The organism is Actinomadura keratinilytica (assembly GCF_039539665.1).
Lineage (GTDB): Bacteria > Actinomycetota > Actinomycetes > Streptosporangiales > Streptosporangiaceae > Spirillospora > Spirillospora keratinilytica.
This window is the reverse complement of sequence record NZ_BAABDO010000067.1, coordinates 16088-37660: the sequence shown is the minus strand read 5'-3', so window position 1 is coordinate 37660 and position 21573 is coordinate 16088. Positions and strand designations below refer to the sequence as shown.

18 protein-coding genes and 3 CRISPR repeat arrays are annotated in these 21573 nt (G+C 73.3%); of the genes, 5 read left to right on the top strand and 13 right to left on the bottom strand.

Annotation, left to right across the window (positions count from 1 at the left end; all coding sequences use genetic code 11):
* Window positions 1-391 precede the first annotated feature (391 nt).
* Genes ABD879_RS20455 through ABD879_RS20445 form a run of 3 tightly spaced genes read left to right on the top strand, consistent with a single transcriptional unit; the run spans window position 392 to window position 2002 of the window.
* Window positions 392-1051, top strand: a complete 660-nt coding sequence (locus tag ABD879_RS20455; protein WP_345023105.1) for a radical SAM protein — start codon at window positions 392-394, stop codon at window positions 1049-1051.
* On the top strand, window positions 1035-1196 hold the full coding sequence (locus ABD879_RS20450) for a hypothetical protein (protein ID WP_345023104.1): 162 nt from the start codon (window positions 1035-1037) through the stop codon (window positions 1194-1196). The genes ABD879_RS20455 and ABD879_RS20450 overlap by 17 nt, the downstream gene beginning before the upstream one ends.
* An 8-nt stretch (window positions 1197-1204) precedes the next feature.
* Window positions 1205-2002 (top strand): protein kinase family protein, encoded by a 798-nt coding sequence (locus ABD879_RS20445; RefSeq protein ID WP_345023103.1) that lies wholly within the window; start codon window positions 1205-1207, stop codon window positions 2000-2002.
* An 82-nt stretch (window positions 2003-2084) separates the two neighbouring features.
* A CRISPR array of direct repeats spans window positions 2085-2661; the repeat unit is 28 nt; unit sequence GGACCATCCCCGCGTGCGCGGGGCCGAC.
* A gap of 383 nt (window positions 2662-3044) precedes the next feature.
* Here the strand turns inward: ABD879_RS20445 and ABD879_RS20440 are convergent.
* From ABD879_RS20440 to ABD879_RS20405, 8 genes are all read right to left on the bottom strand, one after another.
* Window positions 3045-3629, bottom strand: coding sequence for a DUF4913 domain-containing protein (locus ABD879_RS20440; RefSeq protein ID WP_345023102.1), 585 nt, complete (start codon window positions 3627-3629; stop codon window positions 3045-3047).
* Window positions 3626-5428: a type IV secretory system conjugative DNA transfer family protein gene (locus ABD879_RS20435; protein WP_345023101.1), complete on the bottom strand. Its 1803-nt coding sequence runs from the start codon at window positions 5426-5428 to the stop codon at window positions 3626-3628. Before ABD879_RS20435 ends, ABD879_RS20440 begins: the two co-directional genes overlap by 4 nt.
* Window positions 5425-7008, bottom strand: coding sequence for an ATP-binding protein (locus tag ABD879_RS20430; RefSeq protein WP_345023100.1), 1584 nt, complete (start codon window positions 7006-7008; stop codon window positions 5425-5427). Before ABD879_RS20430 ends, ABD879_RS20435 begins: the two co-directional genes overlap by 4 nt.
* 50 nt (window positions 7009-7058) lie before the next feature.
* Entirely contained in the window at window positions 7059-8498 is a 1440-nt protein-coding gene (locus ABD879_RS20425; protein WP_345023099.1) for an SCO6880 family protein, read from the bottom strand.
* Window positions 8495-10132: a hypothetical protein gene (locus ABD879_RS20420; RefSeq protein ID WP_345023098.1), complete on the bottom strand. Its 1638-nt coding sequence runs from the start codon at window positions 10130-10132 to the stop codon at window positions 8495-8497. Before ABD879_RS20420 ends, ABD879_RS20425 begins: the two co-directional genes overlap by 4 nt.
* A gap of 298 nt (window positions 10133-10430) precedes the next feature.
* Window positions 10431-11168, bottom strand: coding sequence for a hypothetical protein (locus tag ABD879_RS20415; RefSeq protein ID WP_345023097.1), 738 nt, complete (start codon window positions 11166-11168; stop codon window positions 10431-10433).
* Window positions 11169-11181: 13 nt separating this feature from the next.
* On the bottom strand, window positions 11182-11520 hold the full coding sequence (locus ABD879_RS20410) for a hypothetical protein (protein WP_345023096.1): 339 nt from the start codon (window positions 11518-11520) through the stop codon (window positions 11182-11184).
* 2 nt (window positions 11521-11522) lie between these two features.
* A complete protein-coding gene (locus tag ABD879_RS20405) occupies window positions 11523-12083 on the bottom strand; it encodes a hypothetical protein (protein WP_345023095.1) in 561 nt (186 codons plus the stop codon).
* Between the two features lie 206 nt (window positions 12084-12289).
* On the opposite strand from ABD879_RS20405, the gene ABD879_RS20400 reads away from it, so the two are divergent.
* Window positions 12290-13306 carry a lytic transglycosylase domain-containing protein gene (locus ABD879_RS20400; protein WP_345023094.1) on the top strand — a complete coding sequence of 339 codons (1017 nt, stop codon included), beginning with the start codon at window positions 12290-12292 and terminating at the stop codon, window positions 13304-13306.
* 65 nt (window positions 13307-13371) lie between these two features.
* Window positions 13372-15229: a CRISPR direct-repeat array (repeat unit 28 nt; unit sequence GGAGCATCCCCGCGTGCGCGGGGCCGAC).
* 424 nt (window positions 15230-15653) lie between these two features.
* On the top strand, window positions 15654-16373 hold the full coding sequence (locus ABD879_RS20395; RefSeq protein ID WP_345023093.1) for a nucleotidyltransferase family protein: 720 nt from the start codon (window positions 15654-15656) through the stop codon (window positions 16371-16373).
* Between the two features lie 255 nt (window positions 16374-16628).
* Window positions 16629-17267: a CRISPR direct-repeat array (repeat unit 28 nt; unit sequence GGAGCATCCCCGCGTGCGCGGGGCCGAC).
* A gap of 254 nt (window positions 17268-17521) precedes the next feature.
* On the opposite strand, the gene cas2e is transcribed toward ABD879_RS20395, so the two are convergent.
* From cas2e to cas7e, 5 genes are read right to left on the bottom strand one after another with little or no spacing between them, the layout of a single operon-like run.
* Window positions 17522-17833, bottom strand: coding sequence for a type I-E CRISPR-associated endoribonuclease Cas2e (gene cas2e, locus ABD879_RS20390; protein WP_345023092.1), 312 nt, complete (start codon window positions 17831-17833; stop codon window positions 17522-17524).
* Window positions 17830-18855 (bottom strand): type I-E CRISPR-associated endonuclease Cas1e, encoded by a 1026-nt coding sequence (gene cas1e, locus ABD879_RS20385; RefSeq protein ID WP_345023091.1) that lies wholly within the window; start codon window positions 18853-18855, stop codon window positions 17830-17832. Before cas1e ends, cas2e begins: the two co-directional genes overlap by 4 nt.
* A complete protein-coding gene (cas6e, locus tag ABD879_RS20380) occupies window positions 18856-19602 on the bottom strand; it encodes a type I-E CRISPR-associated protein Cas6/Cse3/CasE (protein ID WP_345023090.1) in 747 nt (248 codons plus the stop codon).
* A 6-nt stretch (window positions 19603-19608) separates the two neighbouring features.
* The gene (cas5e, locus tag ABD879_RS20375; RefSeq protein ID WP_345023089.1) at window positions 19609-20397 is read right to left on the bottom strand and encodes a type I-E CRISPR-associated protein Cas5/CasD; all 789 of its coding nucleotides are present in this window, start codon (window positions 20395-20397) and stop codon (window positions 19609-19611) included.
* Between the two features lie 7 nt (window positions 20398-20404).
* Window positions 20405-21550: a type I-E CRISPR-associated protein Cas7/Cse4/CasC gene (gene cas7e / locus ABD879_RS20370; protein WP_345023088.1), complete on the bottom strand. Its 1146-nt coding sequence runs from the start codon at window positions 21548-21550 to the stop codon at window positions 20405-20407.
* Window positions 21551-21573 lie beyond the last annotated feature (23 nt).

Here is a 21573-nt window from a genome sequence, read left to right as displayed (position 1 = left end):
CCACCGTGCACCGGGTGCTCCAGCACGGGCAGCGCCGCCTGTGGGAGGAGATCGAGGCCGCCTACCGGTGGTGGGAGGACCTCGGACGACCGCCGACTGACCGGTTCGGCGTCGCCGTCACCCCCGACCGCCAGTACGTCTACCTCGACTCACCCGACAACCCGATCCGTCGATAGGCCCCGCGGCCCCGAGAACTGGCGGCACACCCACGCCCGGGGCCGCGACACCAGACGGCGGGTCTCCATGGCGCGGTCACCCGCTCCGCCCCCGCAGGCCTTGAGGCAGGCGCGCACTCGGAACCCGCGGACCCCATCCATGCAGCGCGCCGGGAAGGGGCGAGAAGCCCATGACCATCACCGACCAGGCACCCCCCATGCAAGCGGTGCCCCGGATGCTCTGGCTCGACCTGACTCGCCGATGCCAGCTCGCGTGCTCGCACTGCTACAACTCCTCCAGCCCCGCCGGAGATCACGGCACCATGACCGTCAGCGACTGGATCCGCGTCCTGAACGAGGCCGCCGACTGCGGCGTGGAGCGCATCCAGCTGATCGGCGGCGAGCCGACCCTGCACCCGCACGCGCTCCAGATCACCGACCGCGCGCTCACCCTCGGCCTGCAAGTCGAGATCTACACCAACCTCGTCGCCGTCTCCCCGGCCTGGTGGCGGACGTTCCAGCAGCCGGGGGTGTCCCTGGCCACCTCCTACTACTCCGACCACGCCGAGCAGCACAACGCGATCACCGGTCGCCCCACCCACGCCCGTACCCGCGCGAACATCCAGCGCGCCGTCCAGGCCGGTGTCCCGATCCGCGTCGGCATCGTCGACACCGGCGACGGGCAGCGTGTCGACGCGGCGCGCCGCGACCTGCATGCATTCGGGGTCGAGTCGATCAGGGTCTACCGGGTGCGTCCGTTCGGGCGTGCGAGCGGCGGGCAGGCCCCGGACACGGGCGGGCTGTGCGGCCGGTGCGGAACCGGGAAGGCAGCGGTCGGCCCGGACGGTGACGCCGTGCATCATGCCCCAGTGGATGCGCGTGGGAAACGTCCATGAGCAGGCGCTGGCCGATATCCTCAGCGGCACCGCCCTGGCCGACGCCACCGCCGCCATCCGAACCATCGCGCAGTCGGGCCCGTGCGAGCCCGACGAGGAATGCTCCCCGGGCACACCGCTGAGCGGCTGCAACCCGAGAAACTGAGGTAGCCCATGGCAGCCCTTCCCGGACCCGGCTTCGAGGACGCGATCCGCCCCCACACCGGTGACATCCGCGGCATCCGCCCCACCAGCCGCGGCAACAGCTCGGCCGTGACCGTCCTCATCAGTGGCACGCGCGGCGAGTTCTTCGTCAAGGCGGTGCCGAACCGGCCCGGTGGCCGACGCGACAGCCTCGTCCGGGAAGGGCTCATCAACCCGTTCGTCTCCGCGTTCTCCCCCGCCGTGCTCTGGCGGGCCGAGACCGACCAGTGGCTCGCGCTCGGCTTCGAGGTGATTCACGCGAGCCCGGCCGACTTCACACCTGGTTCGCCGGACCTGCCGAGGATCGTCGACACCCTCACCCGCATCGCCGAGCTGCCGCTGCCCGACATCGCCCACAGCTGGCACGAGACCCGCTGGGACCGGTTCACCGCCGACCCGACGCACACCGAGTCGTTCCGCGGCGACACCCTCCTGTTCACCGACATCAACCCCGCCAACCTGCTGGTCGCCGACGAGCGCATGTGGGCGATCGACTGGTCATGGCCCACGCGTGGCGCCGGGTTCATCGACCCGGCCTGCCTCGTCGTGCAGCTGGTCGCCGCCGGCCACACCCCAGAGGCGGCGGAGGAGTGGGCGGCGCGCTGCCCGGCATGGTCCGCCGCCGACCCTCGGGCCATCGACGCGTTCGCGGCTGCTGCACTGAACATGCACACCAGCCGGGCCAAGCGCTGGCCGGACGAGTGGCTCAAGGCCATGGCCACGGCTGCTGAGCAGTGGGCCACCCATCGCGGCATCATGCCCCAGTGACACTTCCCCACCGCGGGACTGCGTCGGCGCGGGTCGGCCCGCATGACAAAGCCGCCCCGCACCTCCACATGGAGGGCGAGCGCGGTCATCCCCGCGTGCGCGGGGCCGACCCGCCGCCGACGCGGTACCTGAGCGTGAAGGTGGGACCATCCCCGCGTGCGCGGGGCCGACGTGATCGAGAAGAACAGCGGGTTGACCTCGAGGGGACCATCCCCGCGTGCGCGGGGCCGACCGCGGCCGGTGGGAGATCATCACCGCCACCGACGGACCATCCCCGCGTGCGCGGGGCCGACCCTGTGGAGGCCTCGGCGACCTGCGGGGCCTCCGGACCATCCCCGCGTGCGCGGGGCCGACGCTCCCTACTCGCACAAAACGCCATCGGGGGGAGGACCATCCCCGCGTGCGCGGGGCCGACGGCGGCCGTGGCCTGGTGTTCCGTGACCTGTGGGGACCATCCCCGCGTGCGCGGGGCCGACGACTGGCCCGCCGGCGCATGGTCCGAGTCCCGGGGACCATCCCCGCGTGCGCGGGGCCGACGCGGCGGTGGCGAGCGCGACGGCGTGCACGGTGGGACCATCCCCGCGTGCGCGGGGCCGACTAGAAGATGTAGTCGCCCCAGCCGGACAGCACCGGACCATCCCCGCGTGCGCGGGGCCGACACTTGCTGACCTGCGAGTCTATAGCGGAGAAGGCCGGTTTTCATTTAGTTGGATTTGCAAACCCATGCGTGGCCCAAGCGACAGGTGGATGCTCTGGCTGTTGCGCTGCGTTGGCGCCCACGTTGGCGGGGCCATCGTGGACCGTCCTTGCGTACGAGGCTGACCCGACCGGCGCCCGCCTCGCCCATGCGTGGCCAACGCGGCCGCTGAGCGCACCGTTTCCAGGTCGACCCGTCCTTCCGCAGCCGTAGCGCCGACGTGAACGGCACGGCCCGAAGCTTCGCGTGTGCGGAGCTGATGCTTGGTGAGCTGCGAGTCTATGACGGCGGGAGGAGGTCATTTGGGGTGTTGCCCTCGGCGTGAGCCATGAAGAGGGCGGAGGCTCAGTCGGTGTTGCTGGAGGACCGGTGGAAGCGGGCAAGAGGGAAGGCCTGCGGGGCGTTGTGCTTCGGGTAGTCGGGGTCGGTGGTGCAGCGGATGAAGGGGCCGGTGGGTGAGCGCAGCTGCTCCAGCGTGGGGTCGACGTAGTCGGTGATCCATCTGGCGTGCCCGCTCGGCGTGGCCTTGGGCGAGGTGACCAGTTCCTCGAAGGCGCGATGCAGCGCCTCCAGACGGGTGAGCGCCTCGGGGTGGCGCCACCACTCGGGGCACCACGGGCTGTTCGGTTTGATCGGACGGCCCGCCACGAAGGCCGGGATGAAGTAGTCGTCCACCCAGGTCGCCAGCTTCTCCAGCGCGCGCGTGAAGGCCGCGCCCTCCAGCGACAGGATGTGCGGTTCCGCGGAGCCGGCTTCGGCAGGAGGCGGGGCCATCGTCGCCTCCGGGGGCGTGAGAGGCACGGCCGGGCCGCTGGCGATCAGCTGCTCCAGTTGCTCCTGCAGCTCCCGCACCTTCGTGGTGAGCCCCTTGACCTGGGCCTTCAGGTCGGCGATGTCCTCGGCGTACTGGCGGTCGTCGCTGTTCGTCATGCCTGTCGGTGCGGGTCGGCGGCGGACGTGGCGCATTCGGCGCGGGCCTTGAGCAGGTCGCGCTGGCGGGTGAGGTCGGCTCGCAGCCGGTCGGCGTCGGGTTCGCCGAACCAGGGCCGGAGTCTGAGCAGGGTCACGGGGTGGCCGGTGGCGAACAGGAACGCGTGGCCCCGTCGCAGGGAGCGGACCTTGTCGGGCGGGACGATGCGGCGCAGCTGCGGGGTGGTGCTGGTGGAGCGGCCCTGCCGGCCGCCGTAGGAGACGCTGCGGACGGGGACGTCGTGTTCGCCGATGAGCTTGGAGACGTCCTCGGCCAGGCGGGGGTCGTCGACGCCGGCGCCGATGAGTTTGACGGTGGAGGCGTTCCACAGCGCCGCCATGCCCGTCTTCCCCCAGGCGGCCTGCCCCTGCGGGTAGTTCTGGATGATGGTGATCAGGATGACGCCCTTGCCGCCCATGTAGGAGTACATGTCGGGCAGGTCGGCGATGCGGCAGACGTTGGCGGCCTCGTCGAGGATGACCGTCAGCGGCGGGTCGAGCCGTCCGGCCGAGCGGTCGGCGCGGCGTTCGGCGGCGCGCAGGACGGCGTCGGTGAGGGCGGCGACGATCCCGGCGGCCGAGGCGGTGCCCTTCTTCGACAGCAGGTACAGGGTGTCGCGGCCGGCGACGAACGCGTCGGGGTCGAACCGGCGCACTTTAGTGGTGTCGGTGGGGGCCGGCGGGGTGACCCAGGCGAGGATGTCGGGGTCGAGCAGGCAGGAGACCGCCTCGCGGGCGGTCTGGTAGATGCCGTCGCGGGTCTCGACGGCGGCGTCCATGCGGCTGCGCAGGTCGGCGCCGACCGGGTGGCCCCGCAGGGCGTCCAGGGGTTCGGTGTCGGCGGGGTTGCCCAGCCAGCGCAGCACCTGGGAGACGGGTCGGCCCGCCCGGGACGCGGACAGGAACATGCCGGTCAGCAGGGCGCGGGCGGCCGACAGCCAGAAGTCGGAGGTGAGGCGGTCGCTGTCGCCGAGCAGGGAGATGAAGTGCCCGCCCAGCCGCCAGGCGCCCTCGAAGGTGCGGGCCTCGGCCAGGATGTCGAACCACCAGTCGCGGGGCAGGAACGCGATGTGCTGCGGGTCCAGCGCCCACAGCTGCGCGGGCCGGCCGTCCTCGGGGCCGGTGCGCCGGGCCTGCGCGGTGGCGGTGAGGGTGTAGACGTCCTCGCGGACCGAGGTGACCACGACCGGTCCGGGGGCGCGCAGGACGGTGGGGACGGCGACGGCGCTGGTCTTGCCGGAACGGGGGCCCATCAGCGCCAGCAGGGTGTCCTCCCAGGAGGCGTACAGGGCGGGGCCGTGCGGCTCCATGTCGCCCAGGCGGATCCCCACCTCGCGGGCGTCGATCTCGTCGGCCCCGGCGAGGGAGGGGCGCAGCAGCCGGGCCCGCTCGGCCATGCCGGACCGGGTCAGGTCGGCCACCTGCGCGACGGCGGCCAGCCCGCCCCGGGGCCGGCGGCGCCCCAGCCACCGCGCGGCCGGGGCGAGCGGGGCGGCCAGGGCGGCGGTGGCGGCGAGCATGCCGGCGATCGGCCCGGCGGCGGGCGCGTCCGGCCACAGCGCGGCGGGGCCGCCGCGCAGGAAGGCCGCCAGGGTGGCCAGGGAGAAGGACGGCGGGTGCCAGCCGCCGCCGGTCGCAGCGGCCCCCAGGGTGCCGCCCGCCCACACGACGGCCAGCAGCGTCAGCCCGGCCGCCATCACCCCCAGGACGAGCCACGGGGCGAGGTCGCCGCCGCGCGGTGACGGCCGGTCCCCGGTCACCGGGCCCCTCCCCCGGCCTCTTCGGCGAGCCGGCGGCGGATGGCCTGGTCGGTGTCGTACAGCCGGGCCTCGGCTGCGGTGAGCTGCAGCCGGACGGGGATGCCGACCCGGTGGCCGAGCTTGATGAGGAACTTGCCGCGGCCGGGATGGAGCTGGCCGGTGCCGTCCACGCCGGTGGCGGTCGGCGCCGCCCAGGACGCCACGAGCGTGCGCTCGCGGTCGGTGAGCGGTTTCTGCTCGGCGAAGCGCGCCAGTTCGGAGGCTGGCATGGCGGCCAGGACGGCGGTGTCGCACCGCTCCATCAGGCCCAGCGCCTTGGCCCGGTCCTCCTCGGACGGCAGCGCCTGCAGGTCGCCCAGCGAATGGGTGACCATCATGGAGACCTCGCCCTTGGACCTGTTGAGCCGGGTGATGCCGTCCATCGCCTCCACCATCCCCGGGCCGGCCCGCAGCGCCCGCCACAGCTCGTCCAAGACCAGCACGATGGGGCGGTCGGCGAACCCGAACGCGCGGGAGGTGTCCACGGCCGAGTAGGAGTAGGCCCAGCACGCCAGCAGCCCGGCGGCGACCACGTTGTCGCCCGCGGTCAGGATCGCCGACAGATCCACGCTGACGGCCGGGGCGTCCAGGTCCAGCGGCGTGGTGGTGGGTGCGTCGAACAGTCCCGACAGCGGCCCGTCGCACAGGTTCTCCAGCGCCGCCACCAGCTCCCGGGTGAGGGCGATGTACTCGTCCCGGCCGCGCACCATCAGCTTGTCCATCAGCTCCTGCGGCGGGTTCCGCAGCGCGCCGATCACGTCCGGCAGGGTCGGGTCGGCGCCGGGCGCGGCCAGCACGGTGGCGCGGATCGCGGTGTTGAGCGCGGTGGACTCGGCGGCCCGGGGGCGGCGGCCCAGGCCGTGCGCGGTGGCCAGCAGCGCGTGCACCAGTTCGCTGCGGCGGCCGTTGACCTCGGCCAGCAGCCGCTCCCGCTCGTTGCCGGGCAGCGCCGCGAGCCTGCGGCCCAGCGGGCCGGAGTCCAGCGGGTTGATGCGGTCCAGGCCGCGGCCGACCCGCACCACCTGCCCGCCGAGCGCGGTCACCAGGTCGCGGTACTCGCCCTTGACGTCGCCCGGGATCAGCAGCTGGTAGCCGTAACCCACCAGGCCCAGTCCCATGCGCTTGGCGATCGCCGACTTGCCGGCTCCCGGCTGGCCCTGGACCCACACCCCCGGGTTGGAGGTGAGGCGGCCGACCCATCCGGCCGGGTCCAGGCACACCATCTCGCCGCTGAACAGGTCCGGGCCGATCGGCACGCCCTCGGCGGGCAGGCCGGAGGCCTGCAGGAACGGGAACAGCCCGGCGACTTCGGTGGTGGTGCCCAGGTACACCGCCCCGGCCTCGACGTGCGCGGCGCGTCCGTTGGCCGGGCCGGGCCACCCGCGGCGAGGGGCGATCGCGCGCCGGTTCAGCGCGGCCGGGCGGCCCTGCTCCCGGCCGTCGGGCCCGTCTGCGCCGGGGCCCGGCGCGTCGCCGGCACGCCGCCGCCCGCTCCGGCCGCCGAGCCTGCCGGGGGCCGGGCGTCTGAGGTTCCTGCGCAATCTGCGTCCCTGTCTCATCGCTGTCGTTCTCGGTCGGGGCGACGGTCGGGTCAGGCGTCCGGCGGGAAGACGCCGACCGGCAGCCCGGCGGCGAAGGCGGCGGCCTGCCCGCCGCGCGCCACCCGCAGCTTCAGGCGCGAGTCGCCGGCGGCCCGTTCGACCTCGCTCCTGGCCTCCTCCAGGTCGGCCGGGTCGGTCACGGTGGCGGTGACGTGCAGGGTGAACTGCACCAGTCCGGCGCCGCGGGCCTCCTGGCGGGCGGCGCGGACCGCGCGGGCCCGGTCGGCGGCCTCCCGGGCGGTGGGGTCGCGGCGCGACTTGCGGCGGGCGATCTCGCGGGCGGCCGCGACGTTGGCCTCGCGCTCCAGGACGGCGCCGGCCTCCTCGCGCGACAGCGTCCGGTACATGATCGTCACGCGGCGGGGGAACCGGCCCGGCCGGAGCAGGGGGAACAGCACGTCGTGCGCCACCCGCTGGCGGGGCGCGGCCAGCAGCACCCACGAGACCGAGTGCGCGCCGTCGTGTTCGTAGCGGTCCAGGTGCTCCTCGGCGGTGAGGGGGCCGGAGTCCGACCAGTCCAGATTCCACGCGCTGTCGGGCGCGGCCTCGGCGGCGGGGTCGAACGCGGTCCGCACGATGCGGACCAGGTCGGCGGGGGTGGCGCGGCGCAGCACGTCGGCGCCGGCCGCGCTGATCGACAGCCCGCCCAGGGCGCGGACCGCCTCGGCGGCCGCGTCGGCGGCCGAGCGGGGTCTGCGGCCGCCGCGCGCCGGATCCACCGTCAACGTCAGCCGGGCGCGCACCCGGGACGCGCCGCGCGGCGCGGCGGCCACCAGCCGGCCGAGGACGTCCTTGGCCAGCCGGGGCGCATCGGGCGCGACCCGGGCGGCCACGTGGTCGGCCAGGCGGGTGCCGGCCTCGGGCACCAGCTCGATGGTGACGGCGGCGTGGCAGACGGACTCGTCGTCGGCCAGGGACGCCAGCAGGTTCCCCCAGGAGGCGACCTGGGCGTCGATGGTGGACAGGTCGTTCAGCAGCGCCCCGGCCGGGGACAGCAGCACCGTGGCGGACATGCGGCCGGTGGCCTGGTTCCAGACCACGCCGACCGGGCCGCGGCCGGGGTCGTCGACCTGCAGCAGCCGCAGCGGCGCCAGCAGGCCGGGCAGGTCCCAGGCTCTGGGCAGCTCGGTGAGCACGTGTCCGCGGTAGGCGGTCTCGGCCCGCCAGTGCGCCCGCTGCCAGCGCAGCCGGGCGATGGCCAGGTCCAGCACGAGCACGCCGCCGCGGCGGGTGACCGCCAGCAGCAGCACCGCCGCGGCGGGGACGGCGGCGGTCAGGCCGGGCGCCGGGCCGGCGAACGCGAAGGCGAACAGCGGGACGAGGACGGAGGAGACCACCATCACGGTCTGGCGGGTGTCCATGCCGCCCAGGCCGATCGACCGGCTCTGCCGCCAGTCCCCGTAGCTCCTGGTGGGGCCGATTCCGGTCACCGCGGCTCGCCCTCCGCTTCCCCGTCCCGCATCCGCGGCGGGTCGGCCTGGTGCACGTCGGCCTCGCGCGGCCGGGGCACGGGCGGGTCTTCGGCGGCCGGCTCCGGATCGGGACGATCCGGGTCGCCGGTCCCGGCCGGCGGATCGGTCGCGTCGGCCGGGGGCGGCGCCAGGCGGCCGACGCGCGGTTCCGGCACCGGCGGGGCGGCGGCCGGCCCGCCGTCGGCCGGGGCCGGGCCGGGCGGCGCGGTCCGCACGGCGCCGTCGCCTCCGACGAAGGCGTCCGCGCCCTGGGCGACCTTCTCGTCGACCCGGCGGGCGGTGCCGGCCGCGACCGCCGCGGCGAGCCCGGCTCCCCCGGCCGCCGCGCCCGTGGCGCCGCCCGCGCCGGCGAGGGCGCCCGCGCGCTCGTAGGACTGCGGATGGGCGGGAAGGACCGCGGCGTCGGCGTCCCCGCCGGAGGCGCCGCCGTGGCTTCTGATCAGCGAGCCCAGCACGGAGCCCCCCTCGGCGGCGCCGCCGACGAACGAGGCCAGCGTGACGTTGTGCGCGCCGATGCTGACCGCCTGCCCCACGATCGGGGTGAAGACCTTCATCAGCGTCGGCAGCGCCAGGATCGCCAGGACCAGGGTGGTCAGACCGCGGACGATGTCCCAGAACCCGCGGCCTTCGCCGGTCTCCAGGAACCCCACCGCGAAGATCAGCGCGGCCAGGGGCTTGTAGGCCACGATCGCCAGCAGCGACGTCCACAGCCGGACCAGCCACTGGCGGGAGATGCGCCCGCCGACCTGCCCGGCCGCGGCCACCGGCAGCAGCATCGCCAGCACCGGGATCGCCGCCTGCCGGATGAACAGCATGACCAGCTGCACCACCGCGACGGCGAACACCACGACCCCGAACAGGATCACCGGCACCGGACCGAAGGCCGCCACGGACAGCCCGAGCATCGCCGACACCCGCTCGCCGAGGTCCCGGCTGAGCGAGCTGTCGAGGATCTGCTCGGTCAGCGCGTCCGAGGCGATCAGCAGGCCGTTGAGCAGCGTCAGCCCGACGGCGGTCATCACCGCCATGACCAGCAGGCCCTGCAGCGCCTCCGTCACGTGGTGGCCTCTGCGGGTGAACGCCGTGCGCATCGCGGCGAAGATCAGCAACAGGGTCGCGATGATCGTGCCGACGCCGACCATGACGGCCTGGAGCCGGGCGCTGGAGAACTGGCTGACCGCCCTGCTCGGCCCGCACCCGGTCCCCGGCGCGGTGTCCGAGCCCGTGCCGGCCGCCGACCCGGCGCCGGTCGCGTCCGGCGTCGGGCCGAGCGTGGCGTTGGGGATCGGCTGCAGGCAGCCGCCCTGGGGCAGCTCGGTGCCGGTGCGGTACCGGTCGGGCTGGACGAAGACGCCCGAGTCGGTGATGCGGATCGACGGCAGCTGCAACCAGCCCGTCACCGTGATCAGGACCAGCTCGTTGGCGGTCTTGGCGATGCCCTCCGCGAAGGGTTTGAGCAGCGCCTCCCCCGCCGAGCCCGCCACGTCGCCGGGTGAGGGCGGTGCGGGCACCTGCCGGGCGGCCTTCTGCAGGCACTCGATGAGCTTGTCGAGCTTCTGCTCCGGCTTGTTCCACGGGGCCAGGTTCTTCAAGCACTCCTTCAGGTCGACGTCCGACCGGTCCGCCTGCTGCTGATCCGGTGAGGACGTGGCTGAAGCCGTCGGAGTCGGCGTGGCGGTGGCCTGGCCGTCCGGCGCGGCGACGGCGGGTGGAGCCGTCGCCGGAACCGCGACGAGGACGGCCAACAGCAGCACGTGCCAGGTACGCGCCGACCGTGTTCGCAGCGGCCTGCTCCTGCGTGTCATGGTCGGTCTCGCAACGGAGTCGGGGACAGACGGGGAACTCGCGTTCGTCAGCGCGAGGGGCGATCCGGACGCGGGGCGGGCGGCGTCAGGAGTCGACCGGCAGCCACCCCAGGCTGGTGAACCTCTGGGTGCCCGGATCGGCGATCTCGGGGACGAACTCGCTGACGTCGTCCAGGGTCCACACCCAGTCGCCGCCGCGCACGGAGCGGTCCCACACCCAGTCCGATCCCAGCGCCACCACCTCCGACTGCGGCGTGGCCTGCGCGCTGGCGGCGGCGGTGACGTCGACCATCATCGCGACGCGGATCTGGTCGGGGGTGATCACCTTCCAGCGGACGCCGATCGGGGTGACCCGCACGTACGCCTCGTCGGGCAGCGGCCCGTCGGGAGGCAGGCCGATGTGCTCGCGCATGCCCCTGGCCGACGGGACGGCCGCCTCCCGCGCCCGCTCGCGGATCTGCGGCTGGGCGTAGATGTCGGCGGCCCGCAGGTTGTGGTCGGCGTCCAGCGTCCAGCTGGCGCTGAGCATCGCCGCCATCGCCGCCGCGGCCCCCTGCGGGGTGTGCGGGAACCGCACCGGGAAACGCTCGTCGAGGAGCTCGGCCGCACCCGGCAGCGTCACCGCGCCCTGCGGCGAGATGGGGCCGCTCTGCCTTCCTGGCGAGGGGGTCGGCCTGCCGCGCGCATCGCCGTCACCGTCCTGGCCGCCGATCAGCGACGACACCGCGAGCACCGCCGTCGGCACCGCGACGACGCCCACCAGCAGCCGGGCGCGCCGCCGGCGTCGCCGCGCGGCCTCGCGGATCTGCTGAGTCGAGGTCATCGCACCACCCGGCTCAGCTGGTGGCGTTCATGATCTGGGCGGCGATCGGCACGGCCAGGGCCGCCAGCGACAGCCCCGCCACCGTCCAGGGGATCCCGGCCGCGCCCTCGGCGGCCAGGTACGAGCGGTTGCGGCGGCCCACCGCCATCATGCCCGCGCAGATCAGCAGGCCGAGCGCGCCGGCGACCAGGCACCCCCACTTGGCCCAGGAGATCCACTGCTCCGCCACCTCCTGCAGCCCGGCGGGGGCCTCGGGCGCGGGGTTGTCCAACTGGGTCCCGCCCCCGCCGGAACCGGGAGGGGCGGCCAGCGAGACCAGGGCGTTGTCGACACGAACAGCCAGGGACAACATCGTTAGCCTCCAGACACCGATGCCGAAAGCTGATCGAGTTGACGACGCACCCGCTCGACGGCGGCGGCGACCTTGCGCTGCCGCAGCGCCTGGGCGGGATCGTCCAGATGACGCAGCGGATACAGGTACGGCACGTCGATCACCGCGGTCACCCGGGAGGCCAGGGCACGCCGCCGGTAACGCACCAGGGGCGGGACGCGGAACGGCACGTCGGCCACCACCATCAGCGCAGGCCGGCGCAGATCCGGCCGCCAGCGCGTGACCCAGACGGCGGCGGCCGCCAGCCCGGCGGCGGTGGAACGCGCCACCAGCACCGGAACGCGGGCGGCGTCGACCGGCATGCCGTACCGCCACTCGACGACCCTCCCCGAGTACCCGGGGTCCAGCAGCCGCACCAGCGTGGACGTGCCCGCTCCCCCGTGCACGCCGAACAGCACCAGCCCCGGCTTCGCCGGCAGGACCTGGGCGTTCGTGCCGGTCGTCGGCAGGTGCGGCCGGGGCGCGCACCCCGGAGTCGTCGCAGGTCGAGGCCCCGGAACGGCCGCGATGGCCGTGCCCCTCATACCTCCCCCACATGATCGTCGATGACCGATGCGGAAGATCAGACAGTGATGTAATTACTCAAAAGTGACCAATATTGACAACCCGAGTTTGCCGTCGAAGGGTGCTCCGCCCGCCGTCGGTGCCGCGGGGGCGTCAGCACCTGCTCGTGGTCCATACGGGGAGGACGATGCCGCCGCAGGGGGTCGCAGCGAGAGGCGCGCTCGTGATGTCGGCCGGATTCGTGCTGGTCATGCTGGTCGTCGGGGTGGGAGCGGTGGTGCTGGCCGGTTTCGGCCTCGGCAGCTGCCGGGCGCAGGCGTCGTCGGCGGCGCAACCCGGCACCTCCGATGACGCCCGCGAGATCCCCGCCGACTACCTGGCGCTTTACCAGAAGACCGGCCGCGAGTACCGGATCCCCTGGAACGTCCTGGCGGCCATCGGCAAGGTCGAGTCCGACCACGGCCGCTACCCCGGGCCGGGCATCCGCTCCGGCGCCAACTACGCCGGAGCGGCCGGGCCGATGCAGATCGGCATCGGCGGCGCCGCCAGCGACTCCTGGAGCCGCTACGCCGTCGACGGCGACGGCGACGGGCGAAAGAGCGTCTACGACCCGGCCGACGCCATCGCCACCGCCGCCCGCATCCTCATCGAGGACAAGGGCTACCGCCGCGACCCGCGCACCGCGGTGCGCCGCTACAACGGCTCCGGACCGGCAGCCGAGGCCTACGCCGACCGCGTCATGAACCTGGCCCGACGCTACGCCCAGGGCGACTTCGACATCGGCGCCCCCGACCTCGCCGGAGTCGCCTGCGCCGACAGCGGCGGATTCATCAACCCCGCACCGCAGAGCGTCAACGCCCGGCAGTGCCGCTCACAGCCCATGGGACCGGAGAACATCACCGCATGCATGCGGCAGGTCCGCGACCTGATCCGCGCCCGGTTCGGCCCCCTGAAGACCATCGGCTGCTACCGCACCACCGGCGACCCGCAGGACCACGCCCGCGGCCGCGCCTGCGACTTCATGGTCAGCGTCGGCACCATGCCCAGCGCCGAGCAGACGCAGGTCGGCTACGACATCGCCAACTGGGCCGCGGCCAACGCAGGGAAGCTCGGCATCCGCTACGTCATCTGGCGCCAGCGCATCTGGAACATCGAACGCGCCCGCGAGGGCTGGCGAACAATGGAGAACCGCGGCGGCATCACTGCCAACCACTACGACCACGTCCACATCTCGGTGTACTGACCAGCGGCAGCACACCCCACAGGCCAGACCCGACCCGTCCCCTGTGCTTCGAGAATCCCCTGAGAGGCCCATCCCCGCGTGCACGGGGCCGACGCCGGTACCTCGGCCGGGACGGCCGCCGCCAAGGGAGCATCCCCGCTTGTGCGGGGCCGAGCCGGGCACCAACTTGGCGACGGCGTTCCACATCGGACCATCCCCGCGTGCGCGGGGCCGACATCCGCGAGACGATCACCCTCACCGGCTCGGACGGAGCATCCCCGCGTGCGCGGGGCCGACCGGCCGCGCGGGTCGAACCCGAACGGGATCGGCGGAGCATCCCCGCGTGCGCGGGGCCGACGCTTGGCTAGTCAGGTCAACCTCTTCGGCAAAGGGAGCATCCCCGCGTGCGCGGGGCCGACGCGATCAGCGCCAGCAACCGCAGGATGAACGTCGGAGCATCCCCGCGTGCGCGGGGCCGACACCGCCCCCACCGCGCAGGCCGCGCCGATCACAGGAGCATCCCCGCGTGCGCGGGGCCGACGCCGTCTCACCCGGTGCCGCGTACCTGAGAGGGGGAGCATCCCCGCGTGCGCGGGGCCGACCCCCGGACGGTGTCCACCGTCCCCGCTCAGGAGGGAGCATCCCCGCGTGCGCGGGGCCGACCCGGGACCATGGACGCCTCCCGCGCCGGATGGGGGAGCATCCCCGCGTGCGCGGGGCCGACAGCTCGACGACATCACCGTATCCGGCCGTGAGGGGAGCATCCCCGCGTGCGCGGGGCCGACGCTCAGATCATCCAGGAGCTGCCCGAGCAGTCGGGAGCATCCCCGCGTGCGCGGGGCCGACCGGGTTCGCGCTCATCACCGCGTTGAACACCGCGGAGCATCCCCGCGTGCGCGGGGCCGACGCTTGCCCATGGGCTTACAGCAGCGATTAGAGCGGAGCATCCCCGCGTGCGCGGGGCCGACAACTACATCCGCAAAGTGCTCGCATTCTTGCAGGGAGCATCCCCGCGTGCGCGGGGCCGACAACGACGAAGCCGCACAGGTCACGCTGACCCTGGGAGCATCCCCGCGTGCGCGGGGCCGACCCCCGGACGGTGTCCACCGTCCCCGCCCAGGAGGGAGCATCCCCGCGTGCGCGGGGCCGACGCACCGACTGCGGTGACCTGCTGGCCGCTGCCAGGAGCATCCCCGCGTGCGCGGGGCCGACTGGGCGCGCCGCGACCTCACCGCGACCGCGAGGGGAGCATCCCCGCGTGCGCGGGGCCGACGTCCACTCGACGGTCTGCCAGTCGGTCTCGCCCGGAGCATCCCCGCGTGCGCGGGGCCGACGGCTCCTCGCGCTCGTCTCGCCCGGTGAAGGAAGGAGCATCCCCGCGTGCGCGGGGCCGACCTCCTGGGGTGTGTGGGGGCCGTGCGGCGGGTGGGAGCATCCCCGCGTGCGCGGGGCCGACTGCCGCAAGAGCGTGATCTGCACGAGGTGCGGGGGAGCATCCCCGCGTGCGCGGGGCCGACGCCAGCAGCTTGGGGTCCTTGCGCAGGTGCGCCGGAGCATCCCCGCGTGCGCGGGGCCGACGCCACGAACGATTAGGCGGCTTGTGTGGGCCGAGGAGCATCCCCGCGTGCGCGGGGCCGACTACACCGTCGACCTGGCCGTCCTTGGCGGCTCGGGAGCATCCCCGCGTGCGCGGGGCCGACGATCCCTGCAGCGCCTTGAAGATCAACGCAGCGGGAGCATCCCCGCGTGCGCGGGGCCGACAGCAGCCGGCGCCGGAGCTGGCCGACGCGGAGAGGAGCATCCCCGCGTGCGCGGGGCCGACGGCCTGTCCAAGGCGCTGCGGCGGCTCGCCGAGGGAGCATCCCCGCGTGCGCGGGGCCGACCGCCGGATCCTGGAGTCGCCACGTATCGCCGGAGGAGCATCCCCGCGTGCGCGGGGCCGACACTTGCTGACCTGCGAGTCTATAACGGCGAAGCCGGGTTTTCATTTAGTTGGATTTGCAAACGGACCATGCGTGGCCTCGGATGTCGGATCTGGTGGACCCCGCCCACGCCCCCACCACGAGCTCTTTGGCGACTTGGATGACCGTGCAACGGCTGTGACCTCTTCGCATTCGACCAGGTACGACGCCCGCGCCCGTCCTCTGGGGGCCGCACTGTGCGCACGACGAGTTCGGCTGGCGCGTCTGCGATTGCACTGGGAGAATCAGACAGTACCGCCGCCGACACCTACTGGGCCGTCCCTTTTGCGGAGAGCAGACAGCCGGGTGGAACGAGTCCATGACCTCGCCTGACCGCAAGCACGCACCGAGCCTGCCGCACATCGACGAGGCGGCGGCCGTCGGTATGCGGCCCCTAGGGTTCTGGCATGCCGATTTCTGGTAAAAACGCGCAGGTCCGGCAGGCGGTCATCTTGGCCGGAGGGCAGGCGACCAGGCTGCGTCCGTACACCGACGACCGGCCGAAGGCGATGGTGCCGGTCGCGGGCAAGCCGATTGTGGACTGGCAGCTGGAGTGGCTCGCCGCGTCCGGATGCGAGCATGTCGTGGTTTCCTGCGGTTACCTCGCCGACGTGCTCGGCAAGCACCTGCAAGGCCACTCCTACCCGTTGGCCATCGAGGTGGTGGTGGAGGACGAACCCCTCGGCCGGGGCGGAGCGCTCCGGTTTGCCGCGGGCCACCTCCCCTACACGGGGGAACGGTGGCTGGCCCTCAACGGCGATGTCCTCACGCGGTTCCCGCTGGCCGACTTCATCGACCGGCACCACCAGGCGGAGGCGATGGCGACCATCGCGCTCGCCCAGTACCGGACCACCTGGGGCATTGCCACACTCGATGACGAAGACCGCATCGCGGGGTTCGTGCAGAGCCCGCGGCTGCCGTACTGGATCAATGGCGGCGTCTACGCGTTCGAGCCGGACGTGGTCGAGCTGCTGCCGGTCAAGGGCGATCACGAGGACACCACCTTCCCACAGCTGGCCGTCGACAAGCGCCTGGCCGCTTACAAGATCCCGGGGTACTGGCGCGGGGTCGACACCGTCAAAGATGTCAAAGAGGCGGGCGAGGAGGTCACCGGCCTAGACTGGTGAAGCCCCGAAGCCGCTCCCTCCAGCTCCCCGCCGACCAGGAACGGGAAGGCAGCGCGGCCCATGCGCTGCTGCCGCAAGGCTCCTGGGCCGACGCCGGAAAAGCCATCCTCCCAGGCCATCGCGACTCCGGAACGTGACGATCGACGCCGCCGCACTACCCGCACGACGGCGGGTCTAGCAAGATCACTGATACGCGAACCATCTCCGCATGTGCGAGGCTGACGCCGTCGTGACAGCGGTCAGCACCCGGAGCCGGGGCCCATCCCCGCGTGCGCGGGGCCGACATCGGCGGCGCCGGCGGCGCCGCAGGCCGGGAGGGAGCATCCCCGCGTGCGCGGGGCCGACCCGGGCGCCCACTCGCCCTCGTGGTGGATGATCGGAGCATCCCCGCGTGCGCGGGGCCGACGCTGCGCCAACAGATCGCAGAGGAACTGCGGTGGGAGCATCCCCGCGTGCGCGGGGCCGACACCGACGGAGAAGTCCCTGCCAGCCTGCAGGTCGGAGCATCCCCGCGTGCGCGGGGCCGACCCCTGCCCGAACAGGCACCGCTCGTCGAAGCAAGGAGCATCCCCGCGTGCGCGGGGCCGACCAGCGTGGAAGCGGTGGGCTCAAGGGGGCGTGGGGAGCATCCCCGCGTGCGCGGGGCCGACCCTTGGTGAGTTCCTTGATGCGGCCAGACCGTCGGAGCATCCCCGCGTGCGCGGGGCCGACTTCGGCCTGAAAGCCCGGACTGTGGTCCGACCTGGAGCATCCCCGCGTGCGCGGGGCCGACTCGGCCCGCAGACGTGGCCCGTGCTGCTGCGAGGGAGCATCCCCGCGTGCGCGGGGCCGACAGGCCACATGCCCCACCGGCGGCGCGCCCGCCGGGAGCATCCCCGCGTGCGCGGGGCCGACACTTGCTGACCTGCGGGTCTATGGCGGCGAAGCTGGGTTTTCATTTAGTTGGATTTGCAAATGGACCATGCGTGGCCTAGCTGGCAAGCGCGGAATCTGACTGTTGTCGGTACCGGCTAGGGGTGTGTGTTGGACCGCATGCGCAGGCTGGCTCGCCAATAGCACCTGCTGGCGCGCGGGACCGACAGACCTCATGGTGTTTCGGCCTGGGGCCTGCCCCGTGGGTGGGCGGCGGTACTTGATGGCTTGCAGGTTCATCGCGGGAGGGGTGGGTCTTCGTTGGGGCGGTTGCGGCGGCGGGCGGAGAGGATGAGGCCGTCGAAGTCGGTGGGGCGCCAGCGGTCTTTGCCTGCGGTGCGGACGGCCCAGCCCTGTTCGTTAGAGGCGGGTTCGACGAGGATGGCTTGGCCGTCGCCGATGCGGGTGGCCAGGAGGTCCCAGAGGCGGTCGCGGATGCGGCGGCTGGGGTTGCCGACGAACACTCCGGCGTGCACTTCGACCATCCAGCGGGTGAGGTGACCGCGGAGTCCTTCCGGCGCGGCGATGAGGACGATGACGGTCGTCATGAGGTGGCGGCGGGATCGCTGGCGGGCGGGTCGAACTCGGGGCCGATGATGGCGATGTGCTGATCCCCCATGCCGGGCTGGATGAGGTCTTCAGATCCGGACCAGTTGACGCCTCCGGCGACCGCTCCCACCTGGTCGTCCCACAGTTGGTTGACGTCTTCGTCGACGGGGATGCGGGTTGCCTCGTCCGGTGTGAGCAGTGTCCTGACGTCGTGGACGATGCGGCGGAGGAGGCGGTTTTCGGCGATGAGGTCGCGTAGCCCGGTTCGGGCGTCGCGCTCCTCGGTGAGTCCTTGGGCCGCCAGGTCGAAGGCGAGGGGGATGGTGTAGTCCGCCTTGTAGAGGTCGGCGATGTCGAGGACGAAGGAGATCGCCGATCCGGTGTGGACGAAGCCGAGGCCCGGGCTGGCCCCCAGGCCGACGATGACGGCGTGGCAGATGCCGTACAAGGCGGCGTTGGCGGCCGACAGCAGCCGGTTGAGGTCGTCGCCGGCGGCGTAGGCGTCCCCGGCCTTGTAGTGGCGGCGGGTCCACGGGACGCCGGTGCGTTCGGAGTGCATCTCGTAGAGCCTGCGGATGCGGGTGCCTTCGCGGCCGCGGAGCTGCTGCATCGTCGCGGTGGAGACGTCCTCGCCGGGGAAGCGCATGGCGTACATGGCGCGGGCGACATCGAGGCGTTCTTTGGGGCGGGTGACCAGGTACGCCTGGCGGTACAGCAGTCCGGCTCCGCGGGCGGGGCCGAGTCCGGAGGCGTACAGGCGGACGCCTTGCTGGCCGACCCAGCAGATGGCGGTGCCGGAGTCGCCGAGGAGGTTGACGGCGCCGTGGGTGATGCGGGTGCCCGGGCCCAGCAGCAGCACCGCGACCAGGGCGGCGGGGATGCGGACGGTCTCGCGCTTGTTGATGACCACGACGGCGTTCTCGTCGCGGTCGACGTGGCAGCGTTCGACGTAGACGCTGGAGACGCGGTCGTGCAGGCGGTGCAGGTCGTGGGGGTGGGCCTTCCACCAGATGTCGGTCATTCAGCGTCCGTTCCGGGGCGCGAGGGTGAGCAGGCCGCAACCGTAGGCCTTGGCCGGTCCGATGCCGTGCAGCAGGGCGCGGGCGAGCAGGTCGGTGTCGGTGACGCGCAGGTGGCCCTGGAAGGTGACGGTGTGCAGCACGACCTGCCTGCGGCCCTGCTTGGTGAAGGCGATGCGGTCGCGGCGGGTGATCCGGACGTCGGGGGCGGGGGAGGTGGCGTGGCCGTCCGGGTCGGGCAGGTCGGGGTCGGTGCGGGCGGGGAGGATCTCGAAGCCGTGCTTGTCGGTGCGGCTCAGCAGCCAGTCGAGTTGAGTGGCGGCGGTGCGGTGGCCGATGCGGAAGGACCTGCGGCTTCCGTTGCGGATGTGCTCGGCCTGGACGGCGGTGGGCTTGATGGGCCGGGAGGTGTTCTGTACCGGGTTGGCGGTCAGCCGGAAGTTGAACTCGCGGCCGACGGCCAGCTGGGCGAGGAGCGGGGAGTAGTCGGCGACGGTGTAGTGGTCGCCGTCGGCTTCGGGCCAGCCAGCGGCCTCGACCAAGTGGGTCCAGTCGGGCTTGGAGCGGGTGAGGGCGATGAGGTGGGGCCGGTGCGGGTTGTCGGTGTCCAGCCGCCACAGCAGGCGTTCGGTGTCGGGGCCGGCGGGGACGGCGGCGCAGACGTGGCTGTGCATGGCCCGCGGGTTGGTCAGCAGGTCGCGGGACTGCTTGCGGAGCGGGTTGATGCGGACGCGTGACAGGTAGGGCATTGTCGGTCACCAGCCCAGCAGCGCGAAGGGGTCGTGGCCTTCCGGGCCGGGCGTGTCGGGGTCGGGGAATCCGGTGGGCGCTGAGACCCAGGAGTGGGTGACGCGCCGGCTGGCGTACCGGCGGTCGCGGGGGGCGAACGACAGCGGCACGTCGTTGAGGATGTCGTCGCCGTCGGGGGCCTCGACGGTCGTGGGCAGGTCGATGCGGGCGGGGCGTCCGTGGCGGCGCTGGAAGTCGCGGCGGGCGGCGTGCCCGGCCTGCCAGGGCTGCTCGGTGAGCGCTTCGCTCAGCGTGCCGGGACGCGTGCCCAGGACGATCGGCTGGGTCGGCGGGCAGGAGCGTCGTCCGAGCGCCAGCGGGAAGGCCGGGCGCCGGACGGCCGCGGCGAGGGACTCCAGCAGGTCGGCCGGTCCGGCGACGCCGACGACGAACACGGCGTCCTGCAGGTAGTACCGCTGCGTGACGTGGGTGTACTTGGCCGGGGAGGTCGGCTTCTGCGCGCCCTTGGCGTTCACGGCGGCCTGCGGCAGCGGACGGCCGCGGTAGTCGCTGACGGTGTGGTAGTCGCGCAGCAGCGTGCCGGCCTGGTCGACCCGCACGCCGACGGCCAGGTCTGCGAGGTCGCCGAGGGGGTCTTCGCGGCGGCGGCCCTGGGCGGCGGCCAGGAGGCCGATGACGCCGGACTTGGTGGGCTGGGGCCGGGTCTCGCGCCGGTTGAAGCGGCTCTGCTCCCCCCAGGACTGCAGGGGGCCGGCGAGCCGCAGCAGCAGGACGCGCTGGTCGCGGTGTGCCATGCGGTCCTCAGCTCTGCTTCCACGCCCGGGCCAGGACGTCGTTCAGCCCGTCCATGGTCTGGTCGAAGGTCTGGTTGGGGCCGAACGCGCGGGTGATGGACTCGGCGGCCTCGTCGAAGGCGTGGGACACGGCCGCGTGCACGGGCTGGTCGCCCCACTGCTGGACCGAGCGCAGGTATTCCTTGGCGAGCCGGTCGGCGGAGGCGGCGGCGACGCCAGAGGCGACGCCGGAGGGGTCGGTGGCCGGGACGGGGTGTTCGAACGCCGACACCAGGTTGACCGGCTGGTCGTCGCGGACCACCACGGCGACGAGGCTGGGCCGCGTGCGGTGGGCGAACGCGTTGATGTGGCCGGTCGGCATGGACAGCGCGAACGCCCGGCCGAAGCGGTTCACGGCGTCCAGGGCCGCGTCGACGGAGCCGATGTTGTCGATCAGCCGGTGCACGCCGACGGTGGCGTAGCGGTAGAGGGTGGCGGAGTTGAACCCGATGTTCCCGATCATGCCGGCGCCGGTCTCGTCGCGTTCGTTGACGTCGTCGACCGCGGTGTAGTAGTCGGACTCCAGTTCGACGCGGTGGGTCGACAGCGCGTGGGCGACCTGGGCGGCGGCGTCGACGTTCAGGGAGGGGATGTCGGCGACCATGCGGCCGAACAGTGCGACGCCCATGGGGTGGCCGGTCTTCAGCTTGTCGGCGACCTTCAGGTCTTTGGCGGCGGCGGCCAGCGCGTCGTCGGGGAGGGCGGCCAGTTCGGCGGCGCGGTCGGCGACCAGGTCGACGATCCGGTCGAGCTGGCCGTGGCCGTAGTACAGCAGGTAGGCGGTGTCGCGGTCCTTGCGGCCGCCCTTGATGCCCAGCGGCTCCAGCAGCGCGTCGGCCAGCCGCTGCGCCTGCTCCTGGTCGAGCCCGGTGCGGTCGGCGATCCGGCCGGTCAGCTGCTTGGCGATCTGCTTGGTGCGGGTGGACTGCTCGGCCTTGGGCAGGTGCCGGTCGAACTCGATGCGGGTGGCGCGCTTCCATGCCTGCGAGGACACACGGGAGCGCCGGACACCGCCGAAGTACGCCTCCTTGGGGTTGCCCTGGTCGTCGCGGTTGAGGTTGGCCGGCGGCACGGTCTGCAGGATGTGGAAGTCGACGTACTGGTGGTCGGGCATGACGATCTCCTCGAAGAAGGGGG